The organism is Serratia sp. A07 (genome assembly GCF_058725505.1).
Genome location: NZ_JBZXDO010000014.1, coordinates 53462 through 70581 on the forward strand (window position 1 = coordinate 53462; position 17120 = coordinate 70581).

The following is a 17120-nucleotide window of genomic DNA, read 5'->3' on the forward strand; positions in this document are numbered from 1 at the left end:
CCCGCCTCAGGCCGCCTGCCGCATCTGATCCAGCATTTTTTCCCATGCCGTCTCCAGATCCGGATCGAGGTTGAACAGCCCGGAGCTGCCGACGATCAAGACTTCCGCGCCGGCGCCCATCAGATCGCGGTAGGTGCGCTGATTGCAGGATCCGTCGATCTCGATCAGATAGCTCAGGTTTTGTTGGCGTTTCAGATCGCGCAACTGGCGGATCTTTTCCAGCATTTCGGGAATGAACGGCTGCCCGGCATAGCCCGGATCGACGGTCATCACGGTGATCTTGTCCAGCAGATGAAGGTAGTGGCGGATAAACTCCACCGGCGTAGCCGGGTTCAGCACCACCCCCACTTTTTTACCCAGCGCGCGGATCTGGTTGATCACCCGGAACGCATCGCGGTTGATGGTTTCGGCGTGCGGGCAGATAAAGTCCGCGCCGGCGCGGGCGATTGGGTCGATAAAATCGGTCGGGTTCTCCACCATCAGATGCACGTCCAGCAGCAACGAGGTGTGCGGGCGGATCTGTTCGATAAAGAACGGCGACAGCGTGATGTTTTTCACGTAGTGCCCATCCATGATGTCGATATGCAGCATATCGGCGCGGCGGTTCAGCACCGCCAATTGCTGGCGGATATCCATCAGGTTCATGCACATCAGTGAAGGTGAAATCTGGTATTTCATTAGCGTTATCCTGCGCAAAAGGGAAAAGGATCAGTGGCCCGCTGCGGCTCTGGCCTGGGCCGCGCTGCGGCGCATCGCCCGCCGCTGCCGATAGCGATGGCGGAAAAACTTCAGCGCCAGCACTGCGATCAGCACCGCGCCCCACATCGCCAGGCTGAAATGCGGGCTGACGTTCATCAGGTTCAAACCGGTGGCGATCACCTGCAGCACCACCAGCGCCAGGACCACGCCGCTGACCCGGCCAAAACCGCCGAACGGATCGGTGCCGCCCAAAATGATCGCCAGCACCGTCAGCAGCAGATAAGAGTCGCCGTAGCCCATGCGCGCCGAGTTGAAGCGCGCCATCATCACCAGCCCGGCGATCACGCACAGCAGGCTGGAGAGGGTGTAAATGGCGATCAACACCCGATGGGTATTCACGCCGCTGAAGTGGGTGGCGTTGATGTTGCTGCCACTCATGTAGATGCATTTGCCGAGCCGGGTTTTCTGCAAGAACAGCGCCAGCAGCACGGCAACCGCCAGGAAGATCCACAGCGGTACCGGTACGCCCAGCACGCGCTCGGCGCCGATAAACCGCACGATCTCCGGCATGCCGCTCAGGGCCGCACCGCGCGTCAGATAGATACCGATGCCGTTGACCGTGGTCATGGTGGCCAGCGTCACCAGAATCGGATGCGCGCCGACGTAGGCCACCAACGCGCCGGTCGCCGCGCCGATCATCACGGCCAGCAGCATCGCCGCCGCCAGCGCCAACACCAGCCACAGCGCCTGTAGCCCCAGCCCGGCGTCCGGCGGCAGATAGCTGATGAACAGCCAGGCCATCAGCAGGCTGGTCAGGTTGGCGCTGGCGATAATGCACAGGTTCAGGCCGCCGCTGAGGATCGGGATGAACATCGCCAGGGTCAGCAGGCCCAGCTCCGGCAGCTGGAACGCCACGCTGGTGAAGGTGGCGCCGCTGAAAAAGCGCCCCGGCATCAGCAGGCTGAAGGCCAGCACCACCGCCACCAGTAGCGCCAACAGGCCGACGGCAGTGCCGTCCGGACGAAATTTCAGGTAGTTGCCCATCAGGCGCTCCTCAGGCGAAACCGACGTCGGTTTCTTTGCGTTTCTTGTAGTGGGTGACGGTAATCGCCGCGACGATCACCAGGCCGATCACCACGTTCATGAAGTAGCTGGACACGCCGATCAGGTTGAGACCGTTTTTCAGCACACCGATCAGGAATACGCCCATCAGCGTGCCGATCACGCTGCCCTTGCCGCCGTTCAGGCTGGCGCCGCCCAGCACCGCCGCCGCCAGTACATCGAGCTCACCGCCCACCAGCGCATTGGGCACCACCTCCCCCATGCGGTACACCTGCACCAGGCCGCCGATCGCCGCCATCACGCCCAGATAGCCATAGGCGAACAGGTGCAGCAGGCCGACGCGGATGCCGATGCGCCGCGCCGACTCCGCATCGCCGCCGACGGCAAACAGCTGACGCCCGAGGTGCGTCTTGTTCAGCAGCAGCCAGGTCAACAGCGCCACCGCCAGCATCACCAGCGTCGGCAAACCGAGCTGATAGCTCTGCTCACCCAGCTGAAACGGCAGCACGCTGCGCGGCAGCGTCCACCAGTCCGGCAGCGCGTACAGGCTGCGGCCGTTGGTCAGCCACATCAGCATGCCGAACAACAACGCCTGCATACTGATGGTGACGATGATCGAGACGATGCGCAGGCAGTAGATCAACAGCGCGTTGACCATGCCCAGCGCGGCGCCGATCGCCAACGCCAGCAGAATGCTGCCCGCCGGGCTGGCCAGCCCGTAGTGGGTCGCCAGCGTGGCGATCAGGTACTGCACCACCGAGGCCACCGCCGCGAAGGAGATATCGATACCGCCGGTCACCAGCACCACGAACAGGCCGAGGGCGAAAATGCCGCTCACCGCATAGCTTTCGCTGAGATCGAGCAGGTTTTGCACCGTCAAAAACCGATCGCTGAGCAGCGAAAAAACGATGACCGTCAGCAGCAGTACCCAGGCCAGGTAGCCTTCGTTGCCGCGCGGTTTCAGGCTGAATCTACGCATTGACCGCCTCCGCCAGCTGTTGCTGGCTCACCTGCCCCGGCAGGTATTCGCCGATCACGCTGCCGCCGCTGAAGTGCAGCACCCGATCGCAGTTGTAATACACCTCCGGCACCTCGTCGGAGATCAGTAAAATGGCGATCCCCTCCTGCGCCAGCAGATGGATCAGTTGATAGATGCTGGCCTTGGCGCCAACGTCGACGCCGACGGTCGGCGAGTCGAGGATCAAGATCCGCGGCTGGGTCAGCACCCACTTGGCCAACACGATCTTTTGCTGATTGCCGCCGGACAGCGTCGAAACCGCCTGCTCCGGATCCGCCACCCGCACGCCAAGCTTGGCGATCCACTCCGCGACGATGCGATTCTTGCGGTAGTCGTCAATCAGGCGAAAACGCCCGCGCAGCTTATCGAGAATGGTCAGCACCGCGTTGTCCGCCACCGACTGTTGCTGCACCAGGCCGAGCGTCAGGCGATCCTCCGAGACGTAGCCGATACCGGCCTTGATCGCGTCCTCATGGCCGCGAAAGCGCACCGGTTTGCTGTCGAGGTAGAGCTTGCCGCTGTCCGGCCGGGTCATGCCGAACAGGCTCAGCGCCAGCTCGGTGCGCCCGGAGCCGAGCAGGCCGCATAGACCGAGCACCTCGCCCTGATGCAGCCGGAAGCTCACGTCCTGATACTGCCCGGTGCGGCTGAGGCGATCCGCCTCCAACATCACCCGATCCTTATTCATGCTCGGTGACTTCAGGCGATAGTCCAGCTTCAGACCGGTCATCAACTCGGTCAGACGATCGCCGGTGATCTCCGCCGCCGGCCAGGTGCCGATCTTGTTGCCGTCGCGGATCACCGTGACGCGATCCGAAATTTCCAGCACCTCGTCCAGCCGGTGGCTGACGAACACCACGCAGATGCCTTTCGCTTTCAGGTAATCCACCGTGCGCAGCAGCTGATTGACCTCGGTGCGGGTCAGCGAGGCGGTTGGTTCATCCATGATCACCAGCCGCGCCTCCGCCACCAGCGCGCGGCAGATCGCCACCTGCTGGCGCTGGGCGATCGGCAGCTCCGCCACCCGTTTGTCGAGATCCAGATGGAAACTCAGCTCCTGCAGCAGCCGCTCGGCGGTGCGCCGCAGCCGTGCCGGGCGGTACCATCCCAGCAGCCCATGCAGGTTGTGCTCGAAAGCGATGTTTTCCGCCACCGTCAGGTTGGGAAACAGCGACAGATCCTGGTAGATCACCTGAATGCCGAAGGCGCGCGCCTGATCAGGCGACAGCCGACCGAAGGTTTGCCCGTCGATGGTGATGCGGCTGCCGTCGTCCGGTTGATACACGCCGGCGATCGCCTTGATCAACGTACTCTTGCCGCAGCCGTTGGTACCCGCCAGGCAGTGCACTTCCCCCGGCATCAGCGCCAGCGAGATAGCGTTCAGCGCACGCTGGCCGCCAAAGGTCATCGACAGCTGCTGCAGCGCGATCAGCGGCGCGCCCTGCGTTGCCGTATTACCGGAAATCGCCATGATTACAGCCCCATCTTCACCAGCTTCGGCAGGTTTTGCTTATCCAGGCTTTCGGTGGCGTTGCCGAGAATGGTGTGCTGCTGCGCATCCACCTGCACCTTGCCCATGCCTTCGATGGTCATGCCGTCGGTGATTTTTTCTCCCTTATGCATCATGTCGGCGATGCGCACGAACACTTCGCCCGCCACCAGCGGATTCCAGATATAGCCACCCTTGATGGCGCCACGGTTGACCAGCGAAGCGCCCTGGCCCGGGCTGAACGGCCCGATGACGCAGATATCGTTGCTTTTGCCGCGGTTGAGCACCGCGCGCCCGGCGCCGATCGGCCCCTGTGAACCAAAGGCCAGCACGCCTTTCAGATCGGGATATTTGGCCATCAGATCGTTGGTGGTGCGCACGCTGTCATCCAGCGATTCGCCCACGCCGAACTTGTCGCCCACCAGCTGCATGTTCGGGTAGTGCTGCTTCTGGTAGTTGATCGCCGAGTCTGACCAGGTGATGTGCAGCGGCACCGTCAGGCTGCCGACATACACCGCGTACTTGCCCTGCTCTTTCATGCAGGCGGCCAGCGCTTTCATGTGGTTGACGCCGTGCTGCGAGGCGTCCACCAGCTCAAAGTCCCAGTCGGCGTATTTTTGGCCGGGGGATTCGTGCACGATCACCTTGATGCCCGCTTCCTGCGCGCGCTTGAGCACCGGCTCCAGCACCCGGGCATCGTTCGGCACCACGCCGATGATGTCCACCTTCTGCGCGATCAGATCTTCGATGGCGCGCACCTGCAGCGCCGGGTCCGCCGCCGTCGGCCCGACCATCCAGGCGTCGATGCCGCGTTTGGCGCCCTCGCTTTTGATGCCGGCCTCCATGGCGTTGAACCAGGGAATGCCGCCTATCTTCACCACCACGCCCATTTTCAGTTTGTCCGCCGCCTGCGCGGAGACCGAAAGCAGCAGCGAGGCAAACAGACCGACCAGTACGGATTTTTTCATTGTTCTCTCTCCACAAGTGTTGGCTGTAATAAGGGTTTTCGTTGTTGTTATCGCGCCGCCCTTTTCGCGGCGGGTGAAACTTCAATCACGTCGACGTTGTTCCAGGCCAGTTCCTGACGAAATTCGTCGTCGCTGAGCCGATCGGTGATTAAGGTATCTATCTCCCGGTAGTGGCAGATGCGCGCGAACGAGCGGCGGCCGAACTTGTTGCTGTCCACCAGCAGGAACTTGCGCTCCGACGCCAGCAGCATCTGCTGCTTCAACCGCGCATGGTGCTCGTTGCTCTCGCGGATGCCGCCGTCCTGACAGATGCCGTGGCAGGAGAAGAACAGCTTGTTGATCACAAACTCCTTCAACATCTGCTCCGCCAGCACGCCGATAAAATCCTCGTACTTGGCGGAATACTCGCCCCCCAGTCCGATGGTGCGCACGTTGGCCTTGCAGGCCAGCGTCTGGATGATGTGCAGCGAGTTGGTCAATACCACCAGCGAGATATCCGGCAGTTGGCGCGCCAAAAACCAGCTGGTGGAACTGCTGTCCAGCAGCAGACAATCCCCTGGCGCGATAAATTCCAGCGCGCGTTTGGCGATGCGCGTTTTCTGCTCCGGCGCCTCGTTGCTGCGCTGGCGGAAAGATTCCCCCTGGTCTATCTCAGCGGGCACATAGGTTTTCTCCACCGCCGGCGGCTCGACGAACACCGCGCCGCCGTGGCTGCGCAGCAGCAGGCCGCGCCGTTCCAGCAAGGCCAAATCACGCCGCGCCGTCTCGATAGAGATATGGCACAGCTGCGCCACCTCCTGCACCATCACGCGGCCGCGCTGGCTCAAGACTTCGGTGATAAAGCGATGACGTTCTACAGGCAGCATGATTCTTTTCTCCTCCAGGACGATGATTACGATATCGATTTGCCGCGCCGCGTTTTGCGCGCAGACGCAAAGCGCATCGCCCCGCGATCGGTCAACGATGGCGGTGTGATAGTTGTCAAAAAAATCGGGAAGGAAATGAAATGAATAATTACGAAAGTGTGGAGTAACAGGCAGTTATGATGCGTGTGCGTCTGAGACAGACAGGGGAGAAACGGTAAACGGTCACAATTCCACGTTCCGCAACATGACCGTTAATGACCGTTTTTGTGGTTTTGACCGAACGCCGCCGAGCGGCAGCTAATGCTGGTAGGCTTTACCTGAAAAACTGCAAAAAAATCCGGTGAGAACCTCACCGGACCGTTACCCGTCTGACACGACTTATTCCTCGCGCTCATGCTCTTTCAACATTGCCTCACGCAACACAGCGTTCAGGCGTTTCTGATAGCCTTTGCCTGGCCGCTGAAGCCAGGCCAACACATCCGCATCAATTCGGATGGTTTTCGATACTTTCATCGGTTTATAAAAACGCCCCTGTACCGCAGTCTGCCACTTTTCCTCACCCAAGGCCGGGGCATCGGCATAATCGATCTCCTCATCCGGCAGCACACTCAACGAAGCAATTTGCGCTTTCTGCTCCTCCGTCAACGGAGGGAGTACGCTATGCGCCAGATTTTTGGCTGAATTTTTGCGCTTCATATCTTCCCCTCTCTTTGGCATCGGCCTTGCGTGCTGAAATGATACGCACGATCTCTACTGTATCGCCTTCGACATCCGTTTCGATCGTCGTATGCGCCACCAGCAGCAGCAAACAGGAGCCGACCATACCGAGCGTTTGCCAGCGTTCTTCTCCGCCCTCGATCCTCTCCAGCACGGCCAAATGGTTGGGATCCAGAATAACCCGTTGCGCAATCTCAAAACTGACGCGGTGTTTACGCTGGTTGCTGTGATTTTTATCCTGATTCCATTCAAAATAAACATACATTTTTGTAACTACATTTTGATTATTATTTAATCAAAATACACTCCGCACGACGGGATGTCAAAACCCCCTCATGCGTTCAACGCCCGCCGGCGGCCTCGATAAAGGTGCCGGTCACGTAAGACGCGGCGTCAGACAGCAGCCAGGCGATCGCCTCCGCCACTTCCTGCGGCTGCCCGCCGCGCTGCATCGGTAAACTGTCCTTCACGCGATCCACCCGGCCGGGCTCGCCGCCGCTGGCGTGCATCTCGGTATAGATGAATCCGGGCCGCACGCCGTTGACGCGGATGCCCTGCGCCGCCACCTCGCGCGATAACCCGATGGTCAGGGTATCGACGGCGCCTTTCGAGGCGGCGTAATCGACGTATTCCCCGGCCGCCCCCAACCGGGACGCCGCGGAGGAAACGTTGACGATAGCGCCGCCCTGCCCGCCATGGCGCAGCGCCATGCGCTTCACCGCCTCGCGGCAACACAGGAAGTAACCGGTCACGTTGGTGCCGAGCACCTGATTGATGCGCTCGGCGGTCAATTGTTCAATGTTCGCCTGCTGGAACAGAATCCCGGCATTGTTGACCAGCGCGCTGAGCGTGCCCGGCCCGGCGTCCAGCGCAGCGAACATCGCCATCACCTGTGCTTCATCGGCCACGTCGGCCTGCAGCGCCAGCGCCTTGCCGCCCTGCGCCTCAATCTGCGCCACCACCTGCCGCGCCGCGCTTTCGTCGCGCAGGTAATTCACCCCCACCGCATAGCCCTGCCGGGCCAGCAGCAAAGCGGTCGCACGACCAATTCCCCGGCTCGCGCCTGTGACCAATGCCACTTTCGTCATATTGTTTTTCTCTGGTTGGCGATATCAACACAGCGGCCTGTGCACAGGCGCCCCGTTTGCCCGTCAGAGTATAGAGCCGCGCGCTAAAAAACGCTTTAAAGCTGAGCCAGGCGGCGCAGCTGCTTTTTAATGCGCGCTTTGACGCAGCCGTAGGCGTCCGGCGTCGTCACCTGATGCCCCCGTTGCAAGCCGGCAGCATGCAGGCCGCTATGGCCATGGCTCTGGGCGTCGCCGCGAAAAGACAGCATCAACAGAACGAGCACGGCCGCCACGCCTGCATATATCAGCCGCCGCGAGGTGCCCGCAGGCGGGGAACCGTCAGTCTGCATGTTTCGCTCCTTCTGTTGTGGCATCGAATGGCAGCAAAATAACTGAAATTCCACCGCGTTCCCTTAACGCGAGATTAAAGCCAGATTAAGGTTTGCTTAAGAACGCGCAGGCAAAGCGAGTTTCCCCGTTGTCTTCCCGGCAGGGTTATAGTTAGATAATCGCGACTTGAAGATCTCAGCGGAACAAACGTGAACATACTGTTGGTGGAAGACGACCTGCAATTAGGCAAGGCGCTGTGCCGCGCATTGGAGCTCACCGGCTTTAATTTGTGCTGGGTGCGCCTGCTCGCGGACGCGGAAAATAAACTTTCACCCGGCGGGTTCGACCTGATGCTGTTGGATCTTACGCTGCCGGACGGCGACGGTTTGCAAAAGCTAATCGCCTGGCGCGCCGCCGGGCAAAATATCCCCATCATCATCCTGACCGCCCGCGACCGCATCGAAAGCCTGGTGAACAGCCTGGATTCCGGCGCGGACGACTTTCTGGCCAAACCCTTTGCGCTGCCCGAGCTCATCTCACGCGTCAAGGCGGTCAACCGACGCATGGCGGGCTTCGCTTCGCAAACCTGGAGCCTCGGCACGCTGTATCTCGACCCGGTAAACCATCAGGTGACGCTGGATAACGAACTGCTGATGCTGTCGAAAAAAGAGTATCACCTGCTGCACGAGCTGATGCGCTGTGCCGGCACCGTGGTGCGCAAAGCGGTGTTGGAACAGCGGCTGTTCGGCCACGGCGACAGCGTGGAAAGCAACTCGCTGGAAGTGCACATGCATAATTTACGGCGCAAGATCGGTAAAGAAAGAATTATTACCGTACGCGGCATTGGTTATTTGCTGAAGAAAGAGTAGCAGGATGATCGGTTTCAAATCCTTCTTTATGCGCACCATTATTTTCCAGGTCCTGGCCATTTTATTATTGTGGGGGATCCTCGTCGCCTGGGTGAAATATTGGTATTACCCCGATATGGAAAAATATTTCGATAACCAGCAACGCATTGTCGCCGTGGGTATCGCCAATATTCTCGATGAAACCGGCACCGACAATATCGATTACCGCGGCATCATCAAGACCATTGAAGGCATGTACATTGATTCCATCAATAACGGCATGCAGGATCAAATCGATTACCACCCGCTGTTCGTGGTTTACGATCGGGACAACCGGGTGCTTTACAGTTCGCAAACGCAGGGAGAACCGCTGCGCCTGCCGCCTTCGGTGCTGTCCGGCTCCGTTAAGTACGCCGGCGCCAACTGGCATCTTGCCGGCAGCTGGAGCGAAAAGCGTCAATACCGGGTGATCGTCGGCGAGTCGTTCAACGATCGCACCACGCTGTTCGGTAACCCGGCGGAAAGCACCGCCATGCCGCTGCTGGGCATTCTGGCGGCGATCATCATCACCCTGCTGTTTACCGCCTACTTCAGCCTGCGGCCGCTGCGCCAGATCGCCCGCACCATCTCCGATCGCCAGCCGGGTAACCTGTCGCCGATCAACGTCAGCGAGCAGTATCAGGAAATCCGGCCGGTGGTGGTGGAGGTCAACAAGCTGATGGCGCGCATCGACGCCGCCAACCAGCGCGAAAAACGCTTTATGGCCGATGCGGCACACGAACTGCGCACGCCGATCGCCGCCGTGCTGGCGCAGCTGCATCTGCTGACCCAGGTCTCGGAGCAGCAGGAGCGCCGGGAGATCATCGGTGACATGCAGCAGGGGCTGGATCGCGCGGCGTCGCTGTCGCGCCAGCTGATCAACCTGGCCAAGCTGGAGGCGGAGGATTTTCCGCTGAAAATCGAGGCGGTGGACATCTACGCCGACATTGGCAAATGCATCGCGCAGCACGTCCCCTATGCGCTGGAAAAGGATGTGGAACTTTCACTCGACGGCAGCGAGGACGTGGTGATAAACACCGATCGCCATGCGCTGATCGCCATCTTCACCAATCTGCTGGACAACGCGCTCAAGTACGCGCCGCCCGGTAGCCGCATCGAAGCCAATATCCGTTCGCTGGCACCGCTCGGCTGCTATATTACGTTGCGCGACAACGGCCCCGGAGTGAGCGAAGAGCACCTTCCGCGCCTGTTTGAACGCTTTTACCGCGTGCCCGGCACGCAGCAAACCGGCAGCGGGCTGGGATTGGCCATCGCCCGGAACCTGGCCGACAAAATCGGCGCGCAGCTGCGCGTCACCGAAGGCCTCGACGATCGCGGCATCGGTTTTATTATCGATTTGCCGGAAAGTTACCGGCCACAAATTGAGAGTGAACAACGATCATGAGCGCCCCTGTTCTGCTGCAGCGGCAGCAACTCGACCGCCTATGGGATATCGACCGCAGTGAAATCATCGACACTCTGTATCGCCTGCAGGACGGCAAGCTGCAGTCCTATGCGGAGTACTACGACGTGCGCGGTTGGGATCCGCACGATCGGGAAACCTATACGCCAATCCACGAAGCCTGCTTCGATCGCGGCGGCGCGTTCTTCGCGCGGTTCGAAGGCGAGGAGATCGTCGCGGCGGCGGCGCTGGACACCGAGCCGCGCGGCCCGCAGCGGGATCTGCGCCAGCTGCTGTTCTTTTACGTCAGCGCGCACCAACGCGGCCTGGGGCTGGGCAAGCAGCTGTTTCAACTCTGCCTGCGTCAGGCGGCACAGGAAGGCGCCGCCGGGCTATACGTCTCCTCCATCCCTAACAAAAGCACCGTAGACTTCTATCTGGCGCAGGGCTGCCGGCTCATCGAGCGCCCGGATGCCGAGCTGTTCGCCCGCGAGCCGGAGGATATTCACCTGGTCTGCCCTTGCCGTTAACGGCAAGGGCCTAACGGGCGATGCGTATCACCGAACGCACGTCGCTTTTCTTGTTCAGATCCCACACCTCGGCGATCTCCGCCAACGCGTGCTCCTGCGTCTCGATAGTGAGCGCGCCCGTCGCCGCCAGCGTCAGAATTTCGGTCGCGTAGCGCTGCATCTCCGGAATCGGCGGGAAGTTGCCGGTGCCGCTGCCGAGGATCTGCAGCTGATTGCTGCGCAATACCGCCGCCGGCAGCCGGATGTCCGGCGCGGCCATCGAGCCGACGTTGACCAGGCGAATGCCGCGCCCGCCGGCGTAAGACGAGAGATCGTGATTATTGAGCGTCGCGAGCAGCGCTTCGGTCGCCGGGCCCCAGATATAATCGACGATCACCTGATAACCGCCCGGCCCCGCCGCCGCCGCGAAGGCCTGCGTCAGCGCCTCGCCCTGCAGGCTCAGATCCACCGTGGCATCCACGCCCAACGCCTCCAACACGCTCAGCCGACGGCCGGCGGCAACGATGCGCCCGGCTCCCGCCTGACGCGCCGCCGCAACCGCCAGTTTGCCCGAGGTGCCGGTAGCGCCGATGATCAGCACCGTTTCACCGGGCTGCAGATCCGCTCGCCAGCGCAGCGGCAGCCAGGCGGCGAAGGCCGGATTGATCAGCGCCGCCGCCGTGGCGTCGTCTACCGCCTCCGGCACCGGCACCGTCCATGACGCGACGCTGCGCTCAGCCATCGCGCCGTAAGGACGGCGGAAGGAGGCGAAATAGACCCGTTGCCCGTCGGCCGTCCGGCCCACGCCGTCGGTGCCGGGCACGATCGGCAGCTGCTTGGGGCTGGAGTAATGGGTGCCGGCGACGGTAGCGCGATCCAGCTGTTTGATGCCGGCCGCCAGAACCTCGATCGGCACTTCATTCGCCTGCGCCTGGGGCTCCTCAAAGGTGCCGAAAACCGGGGCTTGCCCCAGCGCTGTTACGATTGCCGCTTGCATGGTGACTCCTCAAATCGTGGGAACGTACAGAAAAGAATAGGCCGCAATAAAATAAAAAGGGACACCGCATGATGCGGTGTCCCCCGAACACAAACTTTGCCGAACGTGTTATTCGTAATCGCTCATCGGCACGCAAGAACAGAACAGGTTACGGTCGCCGTACACGTCGTCCAGGCGCTTAACGCTCGGCCAGTACTTGTTCTCGCGCACGCCGGCCACCGGGAACACCGCCAGCTCGCGGCTGTACGGGTGCTGCCAGTCGCTGACCAGCTCCGCCTGCACGTGCGGCGCATTCACCAGCGGGTTATCTTCCAGCGGCCATTCGCCTTTGGCGACGCGATCGATCTCGCTGCGGATCGCCAGCATCGCATCGATAAAGCGATCCAGTTCCACCTTGCTTTCCGACTCGGTCGGCTCAACCATCAGCGTGCCCGCGACCGGGAACGACATGGTCGGTGCGTGGAAGCCGAAGTCGATCAGGCGCTTGGCGATGTCCATTTCGCTGATGCCGGTCTCTTCCTTCAGCGGACGAATATCGAGGATACATTCGTGCGCCACGCGGTGATCGCGGCCGGTATACAGAATCGGGTATGCGCCTTTCAGGCGGGTAGCGATGTAGTTGGCGTTCAGGATCGCCATCTGGCTGGCCTGCTTCAGGCCTTCCGCGCCCATCATGCGGATGTACATCCAGCTGATAGGCAGGATGGAGGCGCTGCCGAACGGCGCTGCGGAAACTGCGCCCTGCTGGGTGGTTACGCCGTCGATCTGCACGACGCTGTGGCCCGGCACGAACGGCGCCAGGTGCGCTTTCACGCCGATCGGGCCCATGCCCGGGCCGCCGCCGCCGTGCGGGATGCAGAAGGTTTTATGCAGGTTGAGGTGCGAAACGTCCGCGCCGATGTAGCCTGGCGTGGTGATGCCCACCTGGGCGTTCATGTTAGCGCCGTCCAGATACACCTGACCGCCGAACTGATGCACGATCTGGCACACTTCGCGGATGGTTTCTTCATACACGCCGTGGGTCGACGGGTAGGTCACCATGATGCAAGAGAGTTCTTCGCCCGCCTGCTCTGCCTTGACGCGCAGATCGTGCAGATCGATGTTGCCGTTCTTGTCGCAGGCGACCACCACCACGCTCATGCCCGCCATTTGGGCAGAGGCCGGGTTGGTGCCGTGTGCCGAGCTCGGGATCAGGCAGACGTGGCGGCCCGCTTCGTTACGGCTTTCGTGGTAGCGACGGATCGCCAGCAGGCCGGCGTATTCGCCCTGCGCGCCGGAGTTCGGCTGCATGCACACCGCGTCATAACCGGTCAGCTGTACCAGCCACTGAGACAGTTGGCCGATCATCTGCTGGTAGCCGGCAGCCTGCTCCGGCGGGCAGAACGGATGCAGCTCGGAGAATTCAGGCCAGGTGATCGGGATCATCTCCGCCGCGGCGTTCAATTTCATGGTGCAAGAACCCAGCGGGATCATCGCCTGGTTCAGCGCCAGATCCTTACGTTCCAAACGGTGCATGTAACGCATCATCTCGGTTTCGCTGTGATAGCGATTGAATACCGGATGGGTCAGGATCGGATCCTGACGCAGCATGGCGGCCGGGATCGATTGGCTGCTCTTGCTCACCGCCGCGTCCAGCGCGTCGATGTCCAGGCCGTGGTTGTCGCCGGCCAGCAGTGCGAACAGCGTCTGCACGTCTTCACGCGAGGTGGCTTCGTCCAGCGTGATGCCCACGGCGCCGTGGATATCGGTACGCAGGTTGATGCCGAAGCTCAGCGCGCGTTCCAGCACCGCCGCTTTGTCTTTCACTTCAACGGTCAGGGTGTCGAACCAGGTGTTGTGACGCAGCGTCAGGCCGGCCTTCTGCAGCCCGGCGGCCAGAATGTCGGTCAGGCGATGGATACGCCCGGCGATGCGCTGCAGCCCCTGTGGGCCGTGGTACACCGCGTACAGGCTGGCGATATTGGCCAGCAGCACCTGCGAGGTACAGATATTCGAGTTGGCCTTCTCGCGGCGGATATGCTGTTCGCGGGTCTGCATCGCCATGCGCAGCGCGGTGTTGCCGGCGGCATCGCGGGAAACGCCGATGATGCGGCCCGGCATCGAGCGCTTGAACTCGTCGCGGCAGGCGAAGAAGGCGGCGTGCGGGCCGCCGTAGCCCATCGGCACGCCGAAGCGCTGCGCGGAGCCGAACACCACGTCGGCACCCTGCTTGCCCGGCGCGGTCAGCAGCACCAGGGCCATGATGTCGGCGGCCACGCTGGTGATGATTTTGCGCGATTTCAGTTCGGCCAGCAGCGCGCTGTAGTCGTGCAGCTCGCCGGTGGTGCCCACCTGTTGCAGCAGCACGCCGAACACGCCGTCCAGCTCCAGCACTTTTTCCGCTTTATCGACGATGACGTCGAAGCCGAAGGTTTCGGCGCGGGTGCGCACCACGTCCAGCGTCTGTGGATGCACGTCGTCAGCCACGAAGAAGCGGTTGGCGTCTTTCAGCTTGCTGGCACGTTTGGCCAAGGCCATCGCTTCGGCGGCGGCGGTGGCTTCATCCAGCAGCGAAGCGGAAGCCAGATCCAGGCCGGTCAGATCGAGGGTCACGGTCTGGAAGTTCAGCAGCGCTTCCAGGCGGCCCTGCGACACTTCCGGCTGATAAGGGGTATAAGCGGTGTACCAACCCGGATTTTCCAGCATGTTGCGCAGGATCACCGGCGGCGTCAGCACGGCGCTGTAGCCCATGCCGATATAGGATTTGTAGCGCTGATTTTGCGAGGCGATCGCCTTCAGCTCAGCCAGCGCCTGGTGTTCGGTCGCCGCGTCGCCGACCGGCGGCGGCCCCGGCAGCTGAATGTCCGCCGGCACGATCTGTTGGATCAGCGCGCTGAGCGAGCGAGCGCCCACCGCTGCCAGCAACTCCTGGCGTTGTTCCGCAGAAGAGCCGATGTGGCGTTCAATGAACGCTTCGCTGTGTTCGAGTTGGCTGAGTGTCTGAGTCATTGCTACAAATTCCTGAATGCTTGCGTGATACGGGATATCGCTTGAGCGGTAACTAAAACGCCCCGGCCAAAAGGCCTGGGGCGTGGTCACGATTACTCGTCGATCGAGGCCTGATAAGCCGCGGCGTCCAGCAGGTTCGCCAGCTCACCTTCGTCGGCGGCTTTAATCTGGAACAGGAAGCCGTCACCGTAGGGCTCGCTGTTCACCAGCTCCGGGGAGCTTTCCAGCTCGCCGTTCACCGCCACGATTTCGCCGCTGATCGGCGCGTAAATGTCCGACGCCGCCTTGACGGACTCCGCCACGGCGCAATCTTCACCGGCGGCGACTTTGCGGCCCACTTCCGGCAGATCGACAAACACCATATCGCCCAGCAGTTCCTGCGCGTGTTCGGTGATGCCTACGGTGTAAACGCCGTTACCTTCTGAACGAACCCACTCGTGGGAGGATGCGTATTTCAATTCTGTTGGCACATTGCTCATCGCCGGTTACTCCTTCGAAGAAATAAAAGAATCAATCAATAAAAAATCAATTTGTCAGCGGCTTGCCGGCGCGAACGAAACCGGGCTTGGTCACTTTGACCGGCATTTCACGGTTGCGGATCTGCACGATGGCCTGCTCGCCGATACCTGCCGGCACGCGCGCCAGCGCGATGCTGAAGCCCAGCGTCGGAGAGAACGAACCGCTGGTGATCACGCCTTCGTGGGTTTGCCCCGCCGCGTCGGTGAAACGCACCGGCAGCTCATTACGTAATACGCCTTTTTCCGTCATGATCAAGCCGACCAGTTGCTCGGTGCCCTGCTCGCGCTGTTGTTCCAGCGCTTCGCGGCCGATGAAACGACGATCTTCCGGCTGCCAGGCGATGGTCCAGCCCATGTTGGCGGCCAGCGGTGAAACGCCTTCGTCCATCTCTTGCCCGTAGAGGTTCATGCCCGCTTCCAGACGCAGCGTGTCGCGCGCGCCCAGACCGGCCGGCTTGACGCCCGCGGCCAGCAATTTTTGCCAGAAATCCGCCGCCTGCTCTTTCGGCAGCGCGATCTCATAGCCGGCCTCGCCGGTGTAACCGGTGGTGGCGATGAACAGCTCGCCGGCCTGCACGCCGAAGAACGGCTTCATGCCTTCGACCGCACTTTTTTGTTCCGGGGTGAACAGCGTGCCGGCACGCTCTTTGGCCTGCGGGCCCTGTACCGCGATCAGCGCCAGATCGTCGCGCACCGTCAGCGCAACGCCATACGGCGCGGCGTGCTCTTCAATCCAGGCCAGGTCTTTGTCGCGCGTGGCGGAGTTCACCACCAGGCGGAAATAGTCTTCAGTGAGGAAATAAACGATCAGGTCGTCGATCACGCCGCCGGAGGCATTCAGCATGCCGGTGTACAGCGCCTTGCCGGGTTGGGTCAGTTTGGCGACGTCGTTCGCCAGCAGGTAGCGCAGGAACTCTCGGGTGCGGGCGCCGTGCAGATCCACGATGGTCATGTGAGACACGTCGAACATGCCGGCATCCTGACGCACCGCGTGGTGCTCATCGAGCTGCGAGCCGTAGTGCAGCGGCATCATCCAGCCGTGAAAGTCTACCATGCGCGCACCGCACGCCACGTGCTGGTCGTACAGTGGGGTTTGCTTTGCCATCTTTTCCCTCTTTCCACTCGTCGCTAGAAGTTAGGGTGCTGCCACGCAATGCGGCGGAGCCTGGCTCGCGGCCCGATCGCCATGGCGCACTGACTGCTCAACACAAATGCTGCGCCGGGACGGGCGGAAACTGCGTGCAACCGCCGTGACGCAAACGATACCTTTCCCTCGAACTTATCACCGAACGACCACATTAACCATAAGTTAAAATAGGCTCATCGCCGTTCCAGGGCGGTAAAATGCCGGGCTAGTGTGCAGAGTTTTTCACTGGAAAAATGCGCTTTAAGGCACAAAATTAACAATTAAAGCGGCAAAACTCCGAAGTTATATAACAAAGCGACGGCCGCGCATGAGATTCCGACTTTTGATAACCGAACATGGAATTAGAAAAAGTAATGATAAAAAGAGGCTGAAATTAGATTATTTCAAATGAAGGGTTATATAAGGAAAGACGATGGCATAAGGCGAGAAGCGCGAGCCCGCTGGGGGCTCGCAGAA

General features: G+C 61.2%; 17 protein-coding genes. 3 read left to right on the forward strand and 14 right to left on the reverse strand.

Going from position 1 to position 17120, the window contains the following annotated elements:
* Positions 1–6: 6 nt before the first annotated feature.
* From alsE to AC4PR2_RS15420, 10 genes are all read right to left on the reverse strand, one after another.
* Positions 7–678: a D-allulose 6-phosphate 3-epimerase gene (alsE, locus tag AC4PR2_RS15375; RefSeq protein WP_033635837.1), complete on the reverse strand. Its 672-nt coding sequence runs from the start codon at positions 676–678 to the stop codon at positions 7–9.
* A 30-nt stretch (positions 679–708) separates the two neighbouring features.
* Positions 709–1743, reverse strand: coding sequence for an ABC transporter permease (locus AC4PR2_RS15380; protein ID WP_038871213.1), 1035 nt, complete (start codon positions 1741–1743; stop codon positions 709–711).
* 10 nt (positions 1744–1753) lie between these two features.
* Positions 1754–2740 (reverse strand): ABC transporter permease, encoded by a 987-nt coding sequence (locus AC4PR2_RS15385; protein WP_060422852.1) that lies wholly within the window; start codon positions 2738–2740, stop codon positions 1754–1756.
* A complete protein-coding gene (locus tag AC4PR2_RS15390; protein WP_060441311.1) occupies positions 2733–4250 on the reverse strand; it encodes a sugar ABC transporter ATP-binding protein in 1518 nt (505 codons plus the stop codon). Before AC4PR2_RS15390 ends, AC4PR2_RS15385 begins: the two co-directional genes overlap by 8 nt.
* Before the next feature lie 2 nt (positions 4251–4252).
* Positions 4253–5236, reverse strand: a complete 984-nt coding sequence (locus AC4PR2_RS15395) for a substrate-binding domain-containing protein (RefSeq protein ID WP_060422843.1) — start codon at positions 5234–5236, stop codon at positions 4253–4255.
* Between the two features lie 47 nt (positions 5237–5283).
* A complete protein-coding gene (locus AC4PR2_RS15400; RefSeq protein WP_004931653.1) occupies positions 5284–6102 on the reverse strand; it encodes a DeoR/GlpR family DNA-binding transcription regulator in 819 nt (272 codons plus the stop codon).
* 378 nt (positions 6103–6480) lie between these two features.
* Entirely contained in the window at positions 6481–6798 is a 318-nt protein-coding gene (locus AC4PR2_RS15405) for a BrnA antitoxin family protein (protein WP_187321684.1), read from the reverse strand.
* Positions 6761–7084 carry a BrnT family toxin gene (locus AC4PR2_RS15410; RefSeq protein ID WP_492175271.1) on the reverse strand — a complete coding sequence of 108 codons (324 nt, stop codon included), beginning with the start codon at positions 7082–7084 and terminating at the stop codon, positions 6761–6763. Before AC4PR2_RS15410 ends, AC4PR2_RS15405 begins: the two co-directional genes overlap by 38 nt.
* Before the next feature lie 76 nt (positions 7085–7160).
* Positions 7161–7907 carry an SDR family oxidoreductase gene (locus AC4PR2_RS15415; protein ID WP_141960188.1) on the reverse strand — a complete coding sequence of 249 codons (747 nt, stop codon included), beginning with the start codon at positions 7905–7907 and terminating at the stop codon, positions 7161–7163.
* 95 nt (positions 7908–8002) lie between these two features.
* Entirely contained in the window at positions 8003–8236 is a 234-nt protein-coding gene (locus tag AC4PR2_RS15420; RefSeq protein WP_060441308.1) for a hypothetical protein, read from the reverse strand.
* 189 nt (positions 8237–8425) lie between these two features.
* Between AC4PR2_RS15420 and AC4PR2_RS15425 the strand changes: the two genes are divergently transcribed.
* Genes AC4PR2_RS15425 through AC4PR2_RS15435 form a run of 3 tightly spaced genes read left to right on the forward strand, consistent with a single transcriptional unit; the run spans position 8426 to position 11035 of the window.
* A complete protein-coding gene (locus AC4PR2_RS15425; RefSeq protein ID WP_019455640.1) occupies positions 8426–9085 on the forward strand; it encodes a response regulator in 660 nt (219 codons plus the stop codon).
* Between the two features lie 4 nt (positions 9086–9089).
* Positions 9090–10508, forward strand: coding sequence for an ATP-binding protein (locus AC4PR2_RS15430; protein WP_197779682.1), 1419 nt, complete (start codon positions 9090–9092; stop codon positions 10506–10508).
* Positions 10505–11035 (forward strand): GNAT family N-acetyltransferase, encoded by a 531-nt coding sequence (locus AC4PR2_RS15435; RefSeq protein WP_187321687.1) that lies wholly within the window; start codon positions 10505–10507, stop codon positions 11033–11035. The genes AC4PR2_RS15430 and AC4PR2_RS15435 overlap by 4 nt, the downstream gene beginning before the upstream one ends.
* 10 nt (positions 11036–11045) lie before the next feature.
* On the opposite strand, the gene AC4PR2_RS15440 is transcribed toward AC4PR2_RS15435, so the two are convergent.
* The 4 genes from AC4PR2_RS15440 to gcvT all read right to left on the reverse strand — a co-directional run bounded on the left by AC4PR2_RS15440 (position 11046) and on the right by gcvT (position 16622).
* Positions 11046–12011, reverse strand: coding sequence for a zinc-binding alcohol dehydrogenase family protein (locus AC4PR2_RS15440; RefSeq protein WP_337046858.1), 966 nt, complete (start codon positions 12009–12011; stop codon positions 11046–11048).
* A gap of 108 nt (positions 12012–12119) precedes the next feature.
* A complete protein-coding gene (gcvP, locus tag AC4PR2_RS15445; protein ID WP_060432203.1) occupies positions 12120–14999 on the reverse strand; it encodes an aminomethyl-transferring glycine dehydrogenase in 2880 nt (959 codons plus the stop codon).
* A gap of 92 nt (positions 15000–15091) precedes the next feature.
* Positions 15092–15478 carry a glycine cleavage system protein GcvH gene (gene gcvH, locus AC4PR2_RS15450; RefSeq protein WP_049199255.1) on the reverse strand — a complete coding sequence of 129 codons (387 nt, stop codon included), beginning with the start codon at positions 15476–15478 and terminating at the stop codon, positions 15092–15094.
* A 46-nt stretch (positions 15479–15524) separates the two neighbouring features.
* The gene (gene gcvT / locus AC4PR2_RS15455) at positions 15525–16622 is read right to left on the reverse strand and encodes a glycine cleavage system aminomethyltransferase GcvT (RefSeq protein WP_004931631.1); all 1098 of its coding nucleotides are present in this window, start codon (positions 16620–16622) and stop codon (positions 15525–15527) included.
* Positions 16623–17120: the final 498 nt, after the last annotated feature.

Excerpts from the sequence above, each read along its gene's own strand:
- alsE (WP_033635837.1), bottom strand. The coding sequence starts at position 678 with ATGAAATACCAGATTTCACCTTCACTGATGTGCATGAACCTGATGGAT.
- AC4PR2_RS15380 (WP_038871213.1), bottom strand. The coding sequence starts at position 1,743 with ATGGGCAACTACCTGAAATTTCGTCCGGACGGCACTGCCGTCGGCCTG.
- AC4PR2_RS15385 (WP_060422852.1), bottom strand. The coding sequence starts at position 2,740 with ATGCGTAGATTCAGCCTGAAACCGCGCGGCAACGAAGGCTACCTGGCC.
- AC4PR2_RS15390 (WP_060441311.1), bottom strand. The coding sequence starts at position 4,250 with ATGGCGATTTCCGGTAATACGGCAACGCAGGGCGCGCCGCTGATCGCG.
- AC4PR2_RS15395 (WP_060422843.1), bottom strand. The coding sequence starts at position 5,236 with ATGAAAAAATCCGTACTGGTCGGTCTGTTTGCCTCGCTGCTGCTTTCG.
- AC4PR2_RS15400 (WP_004931653.1), bottom strand. The coding sequence starts at position 6,102 with ATGCTGCCTGTAGAACGTCATCGCTTTATCACCGAAGTCTTGAGCCAG.
- AC4PR2_RS15405 (WP_187321684.1), bottom strand. The coding sequence starts at position 6,798 with ATGAAGCGCAAAAATTCAGCCAAAAATCTGGCGCATAGCGTACTCCCT.
- AC4PR2_RS15410 (WP_492175271.1), bottom strand. The coding sequence starts at position 7,084 with ATGTATGTTTATTTTGAATGGAATCAGGATAAAAATCACAGCAACCAG.
- AC4PR2_RS15415 (WP_141960188.1), bottom strand. The coding sequence starts at position 7,907 with ATGACGAAAGTGGCATTGGTCACAGGCGCGAGCCGGGGAATTGGTCGT.
- AC4PR2_RS15420 (WP_060441308.1), bottom strand. The coding sequence starts at position 8,236 with ATGCAGACTGACGGTTCCCCGCCTGCGGGCACCTCGCGGCGGCTGATA.
- AC4PR2_RS15430 (WP_197779682.1), top strand. The coding sequence starts at position 9,090 with ATGATCGGTTTCAAATCCTTCTTTATGCGCACCATTATTTTCCAGGTC.
- AC4PR2_RS15435 (WP_187321687.1), top strand. The coding sequence starts at position 10,505 with ATGAGCGCCCCTGTTCTGCTGCAGCGGCAGCAACTCGACCGCCTATGG.
- AC4PR2_RS15440 (WP_337046858.1), bottom strand. The coding sequence starts at position 12,011 with ATGCAAGCGGCAATCGTAACAGCGCTGGGGCAAGCCCCGGTTTTCGGC.
- gcvP (WP_060432203.1), bottom strand. The coding sequence starts at position 14,999 with ATGACTCAGACACTCAGCCAACTCGAACACAGCGAAGCGTTCATTGAA.
- gcvH (WP_049199255.1), bottom strand. The coding sequence starts at position 15,478 with ATGAGCAATGTGCCAACAGAATTGAAATACGCATCCTCCCACGAGTGG.
- gcvT (WP_004931631.1), bottom strand. The coding sequence starts at position 16,622 with ATGGCAAAGCAAACCCCACTGTACGACCAGCACGTGGCGTGCGGTGCG.